Raw genomic sequence first — 13,185 nt, 5'->3', positions numbered from 1 at the left:
GCCGATGTCCGGACCCAACACGAACTACGACCCGGTCGAGGTCTCCGCCCTCGACCCGGTGCAGGTCGACGCCGCGGTCGAGGAGGCCCTCGCCGCGATCGCCGCGGCCGGCTCGCTCGACGACCTCAAGGCCGTGCGCACCGCCCACCAGGGGGAGAAGAGCGCCCTGGCGCTGGCCAACCGCGAGATCGGGGCGCTGCCACCGAGCGCCAAGGCCGAGGCCGGCAAGCGGGTCGGGCAGGCCCGCGGCCGCATCGCCCAGGCTGTCGCCGCGCGGCAGGTCCAGCTCGAGGCCGAGCGTGACGAGCGCATCCTCGTCGAGGAGCGCGTCGACGTGACCGTGCCGGCGGTGCGGCGTCCGGTGGGCGCGCGCCACCCCATCGAGCTGACGGCCCAGCGCCTCGTCGACGCCTTCGTCGGGATGGGTTGGGAGGTCGCCGAGGGGCCCGAGCTCGAGAGCGAGTGGCTCAACTTCGACGCGCTCAACCTCGGGCCGGACCACCCGGCACGGCAGATGCAGGACACCTTCTTCCTCGACCCCGTCGACTCGGGCCTCGTGCTGCGCACCCAGACCTCGCCGGTGCAGATCCGCACGATGCTCGAGCAGGAACCGCCGATCTACGTCGTCGCGCCCGGCAAGGTGTTCCGCACTGACGACCTCGACGCGACGCACACCCCGGTCTTCCACCAGATCGAGTGCCTCGCCATCGACAAGGGCCTGACGATGGCCCACCTGCGCGGCGCCCTCGACGCGTTCGTGCGGATCATGTTCGGCGAGGACACCCGCACCCGGGTGCGCGCCAACTACTTCCCCTTCACCGAGCCGAGCATGGAGACCGACTTCCTCTGCTTCGCCTGCCACGGGGCCGAGACCTGGGGCACGCCGCAGCAGTGCCGCACGTGCGGTGGCTCCGGCTGGATCGAGCTCGGCGGGTCGGGCATGGTCAACCGCAAGGTGCTGCGCACGTGCGGCATCGACCCCGACGTCTACTCGGGATTCGCCTTCGGGCTCGGCATCGAGCGCGCGCTGATGCTGCGCCACGGGGTGCAGGGCATGCACGAGATGGTCGAGGGCGACGTCCGCTTCTCGCAGCAGTTCGGAATGGGGGCCTGACCCGATGCGCATGCCACTGAGCTGGCTCGCCGAGTACACCGACCTGCCCGCGGGCGCCACCGGCGCCGACGTCGCGGCCGGTCTCGTCAGCGTCGGGCTCGAGGAGGAGGACCTCCACGGCGGCGACATCACCGGCCCGCTCGTCGTCGGCCGCGTCCTCGACTTCGTCGACGAGCCGCAGAAGAACGGCAAGACGATCCGTTGGTGCACCGTCGACGTCGGCCAGAACGGGCAGATGGTCTCCGAGGGCAAGCACCAGGAGATCGTCTGCGGCGCCGACAACTTCGCGGTCGGGGACCTCGTCGTCGTCGTGCTTCCCGGGGCCACGCTGCCCGGCGGCTTCCACATCAGCGCCCGCAAGACGTACGGCCACGTGTCCAACGGCATGATCTGCGCGGAGGACGAGCTCGGTATCGGCCACGACCACAGCGGCATCATCGTGCTCGAGCGGCTGCTCGGCGCCGAGCGAGCCGCTGAGGTGCGACCGGGCGACGACGCCATCGCCCTGCTCGGCCTGGCCGAGGAGACCGTCGAGACGAACGTGACGCCGGACCGGGGCTACTGCTTCTCGGTGCGGGGTCTGGCCCGGGAGTTCTGGCACAGCCAGGGCAGCCCGGCCGGGGGCTTCCGCGACCCCGCCGCGGTGCCGGTGCCCGCGGCGAACGAGGCGGGCCACCCGGTCCGCGTCGAGGACGACGAGCCGCTGGAGGGCGTCGTCGGCTGCGACCGCTTCGTGGCTCGGGTCGTCCGCGGCATCGACCCGACCCGCCCGTCGCCGCCCTGGATGCAGAGGCGCCTGACCCAGGTCGGCATGCGGCCCATCTCGCTCGCGGTCGACGTCACCAACTACGTCATGCTCGCGGTGGGGCAGCCGCTGCACGCCTACGACCTGGCCAAGCTGCACGGCCCGATCGTCGTGCGCCGGGCCCGGGCGGGGGAGTCGCTGAGCACCCTCGACGACGTCGAGCGCACCCTGTCGCCCGAGGACCTGCTCATCACCGACTCGGGCGAGCGCCCGCTCGCCATCGCCGGCGTCATGGGCGGGGCCTCCTCGGAGGTCGACGCCACGACGACCGACGTCCTCGTCGAGGCCGCGCACTTCGACCCGACCACCGTGGCGCGGTCCTCGCGACGGCACCGCCTCGTCACCGAGGCGTCCAAGCGGTTCGAGCGCGGCGTCGACCCCAAGGTCACGGCGGCGGCGGCGCAGCTGGCCGTCGACCTCCTCGTCCGGTTCGGTGGCGGCACCCTCGACGCCGGGGTCACCGACCTCGACGCGACCACGGACCGCGAGCCCTACCTGCTCGACGTCACCGAGCCGGGACGCATCGTCGGCATCGAGTACCCGCGCGAGCGGGTCGTGCAGATCCTGCGCGACCTCGGCTGCGTCGTCGACGAGCAGGGTGAGGGCGCCGACGACGTCCACGTGCTCGTCACGCCGCCGTCGTGGCGTCCCGACCTCGTCGACGCGCCCGACTACGCCGAGGAGGTCGCGCGGATCGACGGGTACGACAACATCCCGTCCCTGACGCCGACACCCTCCCGGGGTCGAGGCCTGACCCACGCCCAGCGCACCCGCCGGCTCGTCGCCGACGCGCTCGCCGGAGCCGGGTACACCGAGGTGCTCAGCTACCCGTTCGTCGCCGAGGAGCTGTCCGACCAGCTCGCCCTGCCGGCCGACGACGACCGCCGCCAGGCCGTGCGGGTGGCCAACCCGCTGTCGGAGGAGCGGCCGCTGCTGCGCACCACCGTCCTCGGCAGCCTCGTCGACGTGCTGCGCCGCAACGTCGCCCGCGGCCACAAGGACGTCGCCCTCTACGAGGTCGGCCTCGTCTTCCGCCCGGGTGGCCCCCTCGCGAAGGCACCGGTGCCGGCGGTCGGGGCGCGTCCGGACGACGCGACGCTCGAGGACCTCTATGCCGCCGTGCCGCCGCAGCCGCGTCGGGCCGCCGTCGTCGCCACCGGGCAGGCCGAGCTCGCCGGGTGGTGGGGCCCGGGCCGCGCCGCCGACTGGAGCGACATGGTCGCGGCCGTCCAGGCGGTCGCGTCCGCGCTCGCGGTGCCCGTCCACGTCGCCAACGACGCCGACCACGCGCCATGGCACCCCGGGCGGTGCGCCCGGATCACCCTGACCGACGGCACGCTCGTCGGTCATGCGGGTGAGCTGCACCCGAAGGTGCTGGCGGCCCTCGACCTGCCGGCGCGAACGGTGGCGGCCGAGATCGACGTCGACGTCCTGACGGCTGCGAGCGAGGAGCCGGTCCAGGCGGCCGCGTTCTCGACCTTCCCGCCGGCGCTGACCGACGTCGCGCTGCTCGTGGCCGCCGACGTGGCGGCCGTCGACGTCGAGCAGGCGCTGCGCTCGGGCTCGGGCGACGCGCTCGAGTCGATCGCGCTGTTCGACGTCTACGAGGGCGAGCACGTCGAGCCCGGTCACCGGTCCCTCGCGTACCGGCTCACCTTCCGGGCCGCCGACCGGACGCTGACGACGGAGGAGGTCAACGCCTTCCGCGACGCGGCGGTCGCCGCGGCGGCGGCGGCGACGGGAGCCGTCCAGCGCTGACCTTGGATGCAGAAGTATGCATCTCGGTGTATAGTCATGCATCGTGATCAGGGCAGCAGTGGCGGGTGCGAGCGGCTACGCCGGAGGCGAGATCCTCCGGCTCCTGCTCGCGCACCCGCAGATCGAGGTCGGGGCCGTCACGGCGGCCAGCAGTGCGGGTGAACGGCTCGGGGGCGTTCACCCGCACCTGACCCCCCTCGCGGACCGGGTTCTCGAGCCGACGACGCCGGAGACGCTCGGCGGGCACGACGTCGTCTTCCTCGCCCTGCCGCACGGGCACTCCGCGGCCATCGCTGCGGCCCTGCCCGAGGACGTCGTCGTCATCGACTGCGGTGCCGACTACCGGCTCGAGTCGGGCGAGGCCTGGACCACGTTCTACGACACCCCGCATGCCGGCTCCTGGCCCTACGGCCTGCCCGAGCTTCCGCTCGCCGTCGGCACGCAACGCGCCGCACTGGCCGGCGCGACGCGCATCGCCGTACCGGGCTGTTACCCGACGGGCATCTCGCTCGCGCTGGCGCCGGGCTTCGCCGCGGGGATCCTCGAGCCGCACGACGTCATCGTCGTGGCCGCCTCGGGCACCTCGGGTGCAGGCAAGTCGCTCAAACCGCACCTGCTCGGAAGCGAGGTCATGGGCGCCATGTCGCCCTACGGCGTCGGCGGGCTGCACCGGCACACTCCCGAGATCGAGCAGAACCTCGGCCGCGCCGGCGGGACCCCCGTGACCGTCTCGTTCACCCCGACGCTCGCCCCCATGCCGCGCGGCATCCTCGCCACCTGCACGGCGCGGCTCGTGCCCGGCACCGATCCCGCATCGGTCCGCGAGGCCTGGGACAAGGCCTACGCGTCCGAGCCGTTCGTGCACCTGCTGCCGGAGGGCACCTGGCCCTCGACCGGCAGCGTCGTCGGCAGCAACAACGTCCTGCTCCAGGTGACCGTCGACGAGCGGCTGCGCCGAGTCGTCGTCGTCTCCGCGGTCGACAACCTCACCAAGGGCACGGCCGGTGCCGCCGTCCAGTGCGCCAACCTCGCCCTCGGTCTCGACGAGACGCTCGGGCTGCCCGTCGCGGGGGTGGCCCCGTGACGGCCACCGCCTCGCCCAACCCGGCGCCCGTGCGGCTCCCGCAGGGGTTCCGCGCCGCCGGCGTCACCGCGGGGCTCAAGGCGAGCGGCCGCCCCGACGTCGCCCTCGTCGTCAACGACGGACCCGACCACCACGCCGCCGCGGTCTTCACGAGCAACCGCGTCGAGGCGGCGCCGGTCACGTGGTCGCGTCAGGTCGTGGCCGACCGACGTGTCGACGCCGTCGTCCTCAACTCCGGCGGCGCCAACGCGTGCACCGGTGCCCAGGGCTTCCTCGACACCCACCGCACCGCCGAGCACGTGGCCGCAGCGGTCGGCGTGTCGGCCGGCGACGTCGTCGTCTGCTCCACCGGTCTGATCGGCGAGCTGCTCCCGATGGACAAGCTCCTGCCCGGGGTCGACGCCGCGGCGGCCGCTCTGAGCCCGGACGGGCACCAGGCCGCCGCCGTCGCGATCATGACGACCGACACGGTCCACAAGGTCGCCGCGCACCGGGGGGAGGGCTGGAGCGTCTCGGGGATGGCCAAGGGGGCCGGCATGCTCGCGCCCGCGCTCGCCACGATGCTCGTGGTCGTCACGACCGATGCGGTCGTCGACCCGGCCGACCTCGACACCGCCCTGCGCGCGGCCACGAGCGTCTCGTTCGACCGCATCGACTCCGACGCGTGCATGTCGACCAACGACACCGTCGTCGTCCTGTCCTCCGGCGCCTCCGGCGTCCGCGTCGACACCGCCGCCCTGACGGGCGCCCTGACCGCGGTGTGCTCCGACCTCGCCCGCCAGCTCATCGGCGACGCCGAGGGCGCGAGCCACGACATCGCGATCGAGGTCCAGGGGGCCGCCTCGGTCGAGGACGCCCTCGAGGTGGCCCGTGCGGTCGCCCGCAACAACCTCTTCAAGTGCGCCGTGTTCGGCAACGACCCGAACTGGGGACGCGTCCTCGCCGCCGTCGGCACCACCGGTGCTGCCTTCGACCCGGCCGCGCTCGACGTCGCCATGAACGGCGTCCAGGTCTGCCGCGCCGGTGGCGTCGGGCAGGACCGGTCCCTCGTCGACCTCACGCCCCGCGAGGTGCACGTGCTCGTCGACCTGCACGCCGGCACCGACACCGCGACGGTGTGGACCAACGACCTCACGCACGACTACGTCCACGAGAACTCGGCCTACAGCACATGACCCGTACCAGCGCCGCCAGCCCCGCAAGCCACGCCAACCCGGCCCAGCGCAACCTGCGCGGACTCATCGACGCCGCCTCGCTGCGCGTCGCCGCGGGCAAGGCCACCACCCTCGTCGAGGCGCTGCCCTGGCTGGAGCGGTTCCGCGGCGCCCTGGTCGTCGTCAAGTACGGCGGCAACGCCATGGTCGACGACACGCTGAAGAAGGCCTTCGCCGAGGACGTCGCCTTCCTGCGCTACGCCGGCCTGCGCCCGGTCGTCGTGCACGGCGGCGGGCCCCAGATCAAGGCGATGCTCGACCGGGTGGGCCTCGAGAGCGAGTTCCGCGGCGGCCTGCGGGTCACGACGCCCGAGGTCATGGACGTCGTCCGCATGGTCCTGACCGGCCAGGTCGGGCGCGAGCTCGTCGGGCTGCTCAACCAGCACGGCCCCATCGCCGTGGGCCTGTCCGGCGAGGACGCCGGGCTGCTCGGGGCACGCCGCCGCAGCACCCTCGTCGACGGCGAGGAGGTCGACCTCGGGCTCGTCGGCGACGTCGAGAGCGTCAACCCCTCTGCGGTCCTCGACATCCTCGACGCCGGCCGCGTGCCCGTCGTGTCGACCGTCGCACCCGACCTCGACGTCGAGGGCCAGGTGCTCAACGTCAACGCCGACTCGGCAGCGGCCGCGATCGCGGTGGCCCTGCAGGCGGAGAAGCTCGTCGTCCTGACCGACGTCGAGGGCATCTACGCCAGCTGGCCCGACCGCAGCTCGCTCCTGTCGACGATCGACCTCACCGCTGCGCGGGAGCTGCTGACCCGCGTCGATGCCGGCATGGTCCCCAAGCTCGAGGCGTGCATCCGCGCCGTGGAGGGCGGCGTGCCCCAGACGCACGTCGTCGACGGCCGTGCACCGCACTCGATCCTGCTCGAGATCTTCACCGACGAGGGGATCGGAACGATGGTCCTGCCCGACATCCGCTCGTCCGCCGACACCGAGGGGAGCGGGGCATGAGCACCGGCGGCCAGACAGGGCGGCAGCTGCTGGACCGGTACGCCGGCGCGCTCGTCCAGGTGTTCGGCACGCCCCAGCTCGTCCTCGCCTCGGGTCACGGCTGCTGGGTCACCGACGTCGACGGCAACCGCTACCTCGACCTGCTGTCCGGCATCGCCGTCAACGCACTCGGGCACGGGCACCCGGCTCTCGTCCAGGCCGTCGCCAAGCAGGCCGAGCAGGCGATCCACGTCTCGAACTTCTTCACGTCCGAGCCGGCGATCCTCCTCGCCGAGCGGCTCCTCGCGCTCTCCCGCGCGCCCGAGGGCTCCGGCGTCTTCTTCGCCAACTCCGGCACCGAGGCCACCGAGGCCGCGGTGAAGCTGTCCCGGCGGACCGGGCGCACGCGCATCGTCGCGCTGGAGGGCGCCTTCCACGGGCGCTCCACCGGGGCCCTCGCGCTGACTCACAAGGAGGCCTACCGGGCCCCGTTCGAGCCGCTCATCCCCGAGGTCGTCTTCGTGCCGCCGGGCGACGCGGAGGCCCTGCGCGCCGTCGTCGACGCCCGCACGGCCGCCGTGGTCCTCGAGCCGGTCCAGGGCGAGGCCGGCGTCCGCGAGCTGGGCGATGACTACCTGCGCCTGGCCCGCGAGCTGACGACGGCGCACGGCGCGCTCCTCGTCCTCGACGAGATCCAGAGCGGCATCGGCCGCACCGGCGACTGGTTCGCCCACCAGCGCTCCGGCATCCTCCCCGACGCCATGACGCTCGCCAAGGGCCTGGGGGGTGGCGTGCCCATCGGCGCGCTCGTCACCTTCGGCACCGACGTGACGACGCTGTTGTCGGCCGGCCAGCACGGCACGACGTTCGGCGGCAACCCGCTCGCGTGCGCGGCCGGGCTCGCCGTGCTCGACACCATCGAGCGTGACGACCTGCTCGGCAACGTCCGGCGGGTCGGTGCCCTCCTCGACACCGTGGACGTCCCCGGCGTGCGCGGGACTCGCGGTCGCGGCCTCCTCCGGGCCGTCGAGCTCGACGGCGTCCCGTCCGCGGCTGTGATGGCCGCGGCACGGGAGGCCGGGTACATCGTCAACGCGGTGACCCCCACGGCCCTGCGCCTGGCGCCGCCGCTCGTCATCACCGAGACCGAGCTGCAGGGCTTCCTCGACGACCTGCCCGCCGTCCTCGCCGCCGCGCGCGAGGCGGCGCCGTGAGCCGCACCCAGCGCCAGCGCCGCATCATCGAGCTGCTCGGTCAGCACCCGGTGCACAGCCAGGGTGAGCTCGCCGACCTGCTCGTCGCCGACGGCATCGACGTGACGCAGGCGACCCTGTCGCGCGACCTCGTCGAGGTCGGCGCGGTGAAGGTGCGCCGCGACCGAGCCCTCGTCTACGCCGTGCCCGGCGAGGGCGGCGAGGTGGCCGCCGTCGGGTCGCTGGGCGACTCGGCCTCAGCCCGTCTGCGTCGCACGTGCGAGGAGCTGCTCGTGTCGGCGACGGCCGCCGGCCAGCTCGTCGTCGTGCGCACCCCGCCGGGCGCCGCCAACTACCTCGCCTCGGCCATCGACCAGACGCGCGACCCCGACGTCGTCGGCACCATCGCCGGCGACGACACGATCATGATCGTCACCGACGGCCCACGGCGCGCCCTCGCGGTCGCCGACCGGCTGCTCGCCCTGGCCGGCACCCGCGACTGACCGCGTCGCGCCGCCCCGTACCCGCACCACCCACTCCCAGGAGGACCCGATGCCGACCGACGCCACCCCCAGCACGCCGCAGCAGGCCGAGGCCGGCGAGGGCGCCGAGGGCCGCGTCAGCCTCTGGGGCGGCCGGTTCAGCGGGGGGCCCGACCAGGCCCTCGCCGCCCTGTCGAAGAGCACCCACTTCGACTGGCGCCTCGCGCCGCACGACATCGCCGGCTCCCGGGCGCACGCGCGGGTGCTCTCTGCAGCGGGGCTGCTCTCCGACGAGCACCTGGCCGGCATGCTCGAGGGCCTCGACCGCCTCGAGGCCGACGTCCTCTCCGGTGCCTTCGTGCCCGCCGTCGACGACGAGGACGTGCACACGGCGCTCGAACGAGGCCTGATCGAGCGCGTCGGCACGGACCTCGGCGGTCGGCTGCGCGCCGGGCGCTCGCGCAACGACCAGGTCGCGACGCTGTTCCGGATGTACCTGCGCGAGCGCGCGCGCGTCGTCGGAGGGCTGGTCCTCGACGTCGTCGAGGCGCTCGTGGCCCAGGCCGACCGGCACCACGGCGTGCCGATGCCCGGGCGCACCCACCTGCAGCACGCCCAGCCGGTGCTGCTGAGCCACCACCTGCTCGCCCACGCCTGGGCGCTGCTGCGCGACGTGGACCGGCTGCGGGACTGGGACGCCCGGGCCGACGCCTCGCCCTACGGGTCGGGGGCCCTGGCCGGCTCCTCCCTCGGCCTCGACCCCGAGGCCGTCGCCCGGGACCTCGGCTTCGGCCGCGCGGTCGAGAACTCCATCGACGGCACCGCCTCGCGCGACGTCGTGGCCGAGTTCGCCTTCGTCGCGGCGATGACCGCCGTCGACGTGTCGCGGATCGCCGAGGAGGTCGTCATCTGGGCGACGAAGGAGTTCTCCTTCGTGACGCTGCACGACTCATACTCGACCGGGTCGAGCATCATGCCGCAGAAGAAGAACCCCGACGTCGCCGAGCTGGCCCGCGGCAAGGCGGGCCGGCTCGTGGGCGACCTCGCCGGCCTGCTGACGACACTCAAGGCGCTGCCGCTCGCGTACAACCGCGACCTGCAGGAGGACAAGGAGCCCGTGTTCGACGCCGTCGACACCCTCGAGGTCCTCCTGCCCGCGTTCTCGGGCATGGTGGCCACCCTCACGTTCAACACGGACCGTCTCGCGTCGCTCGCGCCGCAGGGCTTTGCGCTCGCCACCGACATCGCCGAGTGGCTCGTCCGGGAGGGCGTGCCCTTCCGCGTCGCCCACGAGGTGGCCGGGACCTGCGTCCGCGTGTGCGAGGAGCGCGACATCGAGCTGTGGGACCTCACCGACGAGGACTTCGCCGCGATCAGCGAGCACCTCACGCCGGGCGTGCGTTCCGTGCTGTCGGTGGAGGGGTCGCTCGCCTCGCGCGACGCCGTGGGTGGCACCGCGCCCGTCCGGGTGGCGGAGCAGCTCGCCGCGGCCCGCGACCGCCTCACCGCCGCCCGCGGGTGGACGGCGGCTAGCGTCTGACGGGTGAGTGCCGACCCGACGCCGACGCCCCCTGCCGAGCCCTCCTGCGACGCGTGGGCGGGGGAGCGCCTGCCGCGCTCCTTCTTCGAGCGGCCGGTGCTCGAGGTGGCCCCCGCCCTGCTCGGCTGCACGGTCACGCACGCCGGCGTGACGCTGCGCCTGACCGAGGTCGAGGCGTACGCCGGGCAGGTCGACCCCGGCTCCCACGCCTTCCGGGGTCCGACACCGCGCACCGAGGTCATGTTCGGTCCGGCGGGCTTCCTCTACGTCTACTTCACCTACGGCCACCACTGGTGCGCCAACCTCGTCGCCGGTGACCACGGGTCCGCGTCGGCGGTGCTGCTCCGGGCGGGGCAGGTCCTCGCCGGTCACGAGGTCGCCGCGGCCCGACGCGTCGGGCAGCGGGAGCGGGACTGGGCGCGCGGACCGGGACGCCTCGGCCAGGTTCTCGCTCTCGGTGCGGCGGAGACCGGACGCGACTTCTGCCGTCCCTCGATCGGCGACCCGGTCGACCTCGTCGTGCGCGCACCGGTCTGCCCGACCGACCCCGGGCGCATCCGCACCGGCCCACGCGTGGGTGTCAGCGGCCCGGGTGGCGACGGCGAGGTGTTCCCCTGGCGCTTCTGGCTCGCCGACGAGCCGACGGTCTCGGCGTACCGCCCCGGCGTGGTGCGGCGCCGTCGGCCGTGATGTGGGACGGGCGGCAACCCGCTCGCCCCCGGCCGTGGGCGTAGGGCAGGCTGTGCGCGTGGGCACCGGGCCCGCACGCTAACGAGAGGAACCGATACCCGTGACCGACATCTTCGACGAGCTGCAGTGGCGCGGCCTGGTGGCACAGTCCACCGACGAGGCGGCGCTGCGTCAGAGCCTCGCCGACGGGCCGATCACGGTGTATTGCGGCTTCGACCCGAGCGCGCCCTCGCTGCACTTCGGCAACTTCGTCCAGCTGTCGGTGCTCCGGCGGATGCAGGCGGCCGGTCATCGCGTCATCTGCCTGGTCGGGGGCTCCACCGGGCTCATCGGCGACCCCAAGCCCGACTCCGAGCGGGTCCTGCAGGACAAGGACACCATCGCGGCGTCGGTGGCGCGCATCCAGCAGCTCGTCGGACCGCTGCTCGACTTCGACGGCGACAACCCGGCGCAGCTGGTCAACAACCTCGACTGGACCGCGCCGTTGAGCGCGCTGGACTTCCTGCGCGACGTCGGACGGCACTTCCGGGTCAACCAGATGATCCGCAAGGAGGCCGTGGCCCGCCGCCTCGAGAGCGACCAGGGCATCTCGTACACCGAGTTCAGCTACCAGATGCTGCAGGCCCTGGACTACCTCGAGCTGTACCGCAGCCGCGGGTGCACCCTGCAGATCGGCGGCAGCGACCAGTGGGGCAACATCACGGCCGGCGTGGACCTCGTCCACCGGGTCGAGGGCGCCTCGGTCCATGCCCTGGCGACGCCGCTGCTCGTCGACTCGACCGGGCGCAAGTTCGGCAAGTCCGAGGGCAACGCGGTCTGGCTCAGCGCCGACATGACCAGCGCCTACGCCTTCTACCAGTACTTCCTCAACGTCGAGGACGCCTCCGTGGTGGCGATGCTCAAGGCCCTGAGCGACCGCACGCGTGACGAGATCGCCGAGCTCGAACGGCAGGTCGCCGAGGAGCCCTTCCGCCGGGCGGCGCAGCGGGTGCTCGCCGCCGACGTCACGACCCTCGTGCACGGGGCCGCGGCCACCGAGGCGGTGCAGGCGGCGTCCGAGGCGCTCTTCGGCAAGGGCGACCTCGCTGCGCTCGACGCGTCGACGCTGAAGGACGCGACCTCCGAGCTGCCGTCGGCGGACGTACGGGTCGGCGAGTCGTTGGTCGACGCGCTGGTCGCCGTCGGGCTCGTCGAGTCCCGCAACGCCGCCCGCCGCGCGATCGCCGAGGGGGGTGCCTCCCTCAACAACGCCAAGGTGTCCGACCCCGAGCTCGTGCTGGGAGAGGACGACTTCCTCCACGGGGACGTGGCGGTCCTCAAGCGCGGGCGCCGCAACCTGGCCGCCGCCCGACGCACGGGCTGACTGCGTCCGGGCCCCACCGGGGGCCGGCACCAGGCCCGTAGAGGTGCGCAGAGGCCCGGATCTTCTTGGGCGGCAGACAGATCCGGCCTTCTGGCGCCTTCCGGGCGCACGAATTTGTGTTCCGCCCACGGGGCGGGCTACTGTTCTCTTCGTCAGCCCGACAGGGAGGAACGGACGCCACCGCGATCGAGCACTTCGACCGCGAAGCTGGACGGTCCCGGGGCTGGCTCCCGGTGGACGGAACACCACGTGGTGGTGGCTCGTTCACAGGGTCCCGCCGAGACCTGATGAGGCCCGGGTGCACGTCTCCACGGAGCAGCGCCCGAGTTGACCGGGTCCGCCGGAGCGGGTAAGTTTGAAGGGTTGCCCCGGAGGCCGGGCCTGCGCGTGTGGGTGTGGTTGATGGTGTGTGTCTGATTCTTGAGAACTCAACAGCGTGTCAAAAATCGATGCCTATTTACCTCGTCTCGAGGGGCTGGCGTGTGCTTGTGACTGTTGTGGTCGTGGGTGGCTGGTTCCTTGGATGAAGAAATTTCTTTGGTTGACAACGACGATCAGTATTTTGTGCTGGTTGTTCGGCTCAGCCTGGATCAGTTTGGCCCTTCGTGGGTTTGTTTGAACATCAACGGAGAGTTTGATCCTGGCTCAGGACGAACGCTGGCGGCGTGCTTAACACATGCAAGTCGAACGGTGACGGTCAAGCTTGCTTGGCCTGATCAGTGGCGAACGGGTGAGTAACACGTGAGTAACCTGCCCCAGACTCTGGGATAACCCCGGGAAACCGGAGCTAATACCGGATATGACACGGAGAGGCATCTCTACCGTGTGGAAAGTTTTTCGGTCTGGGATGGGCTCGCGGCCTATCAGCTTGTTGGTGAGGTAGTGGCTCACCAAGGCGACGACGGGTAGCCGGCCTGAGAGGGCGACCGGCCACACTGGGACTGAGACACGGCCCAGACTCCTACGGGAGGCAGCAGTGGGGAATATTGCACAATGGGCGGAAGCCTGAT

At 72.7% G+C, this 13,185-nt stretch carries 10 protein-coding genes and 1 rRNA gene; all 11 read left to right on the top strand.

Annotation, left to right across the window (positions count from 1 at the left end; translation table 11 throughout):
- Positions 1–4: 4 nt before the first annotated feature.
- Positions 5–1,114, top strand: a complete 1,110-nt coding sequence (gene pheS, locus ACR9ZK_RS06490) for a phenylalanine--tRNA ligase subunit alpha (protein ID WP_481341073.1) — start codon at positions 5–7, stop codon at positions 1,112–1,114.
- Positions 1,115–1,118: 4 nt separating this feature from the next.
- A complete protein-coding gene (gene pheT, locus ACR9ZK_RS06485) occupies positions 1,119–3,677 on the top strand; it encodes a phenylalanine--tRNA ligase subunit beta (protein WP_481341072.1) in 2,559 nt (852 codons plus the stop codon).
- A 43-nt stretch (positions 3,678–3,720) separates the two neighbouring features.
- Positions 3,721–4,761 carry an N-acetyl-gamma-glutamyl-phosphate reductase gene (gene argC / locus ACR9ZK_RS06480; RefSeq protein ID WP_481341071.1) on the top strand — a complete coding sequence of 347 codons (1,041 nt, stop codon included), beginning with the start codon at positions 3,721–3,723 and terminating at the stop codon, positions 4,759–4,761.
- Positions 4,758–5,936, top strand: a complete 1,179-nt coding sequence (gene argJ / locus ACR9ZK_RS06475; RefSeq protein WP_481341070.1) for a bifunctional glutamate N-acetyltransferase/amino-acid acetyltransferase ArgJ — start codon at positions 4,758–4,760, stop codon at positions 5,934–5,936. The genes argC and argJ overlap by 4 nt, the downstream gene beginning before the upstream one ends.
- Entirely contained in the window at positions 5,933–6,928 is a 996-nt protein-coding gene (argB, locus tag ACR9ZK_RS06470) for an acetylglutamate kinase (protein ID WP_481341069.1), read from the top strand. The genes argJ and argB overlap by 4 nt, the downstream gene beginning before the upstream one ends.
- Positions 6,925–8,121: an acetylornithine transaminase gene (locus ACR9ZK_RS06465; RefSeq protein WP_481341068.1), complete on the top strand. Its 1,197-nt coding sequence runs from the start codon at positions 6,925–6,927 to the stop codon at positions 8,119–8,121. Before argB ends, ACR9ZK_RS06465 begins: the two co-directional genes overlap by 4 nt.
- Positions 8,118–8,603, top strand: coding sequence for an arginine repressor (gene argR, locus ACR9ZK_RS06460; RefSeq protein WP_481341067.1), 486 nt, complete (start codon positions 8,118–8,120; stop codon positions 8,601–8,603). Before ACR9ZK_RS06465 ends, argR begins: the two co-directional genes overlap by 4 nt.
- Before the next feature lie 49 nt (positions 8,604–8,652).
- Positions 8,653–10,122 carry an argininosuccinate lyase gene (gene argH, locus ACR9ZK_RS06455; protein ID WP_481341066.1) on the top strand — a complete coding sequence of 490 codons (1,470 nt, stop codon included), beginning with the start codon at positions 8,653–8,655 and terminating at the stop codon, positions 10,120–10,122.
- Positions 10,123–10,125: 3 nt separating this feature from the next.
- Positions 10,126–10,812 carry a DNA-3-methyladenine glycosylase gene (locus tag ACR9ZK_RS06450; protein ID WP_481341065.1) on the top strand — a complete coding sequence of 229 codons (687 nt, stop codon included), beginning with the start codon at positions 10,126–10,128 and terminating at the stop codon, positions 10,810–10,812.
- Between the two features lie 100 nt (positions 10,813–10,912).
- Positions 10,913–12,175, top strand: coding sequence for a tyrosine--tRNA ligase (tyrS, locus tag ACR9ZK_RS06445; protein ID WP_481341064.1), 1,263 nt, complete (start codon positions 10,913–10,915; stop codon positions 12,173–12,175).
- A 622-nt stretch (positions 12,176–12,797) separates the two neighbouring features.
- Positions 12,798–13,185, top strand: a 16S ribosomal RNA gene (locus ACR9ZK_RS06440); the annotation flags it as partial.

It is taken from the genome of Monashia sp. HAY1-5C, from assembly GCF_056755255.1.
Note: the sequence above shows the minus strand (reverse complement) of the source record. Positions and strands in the feature narration are given on the sequence as shown.

Coding starts and splice junctions, on each gene's coding strand:
- pheS (WP_481341073.1), top strand. CDS start 5: ATGTCCGGACCCAACACGAACTACGACCCGGTCGAGGTCTCCGCCCTC.
- pheT (WP_481341072.1), top strand. CDS start 1,119: ATGCGCATGCCACTGAGCTGGCTCGCCGAGTACACCGACCTGCCCGCG.
- argB (WP_481341069.1), top strand. CDS start 5,933: ATGACCCGTACCAGCGCCGCCAGCCCCGCAAGCCACGCCAACCCGGCC.
- ACR9ZK_RS06465 (WP_481341068.1), top strand. CDS start 6,925: ATGAGCACCGGCGGCCAGACAGGGCGGCAGCTGCTGGACCGGTACGCC.
- argH (WP_481341066.1), top strand. CDS start 8,653: ATGCCGACCGACGCCACCCCCAGCACGCCGCAGCAGGCCGAGGCCGGC.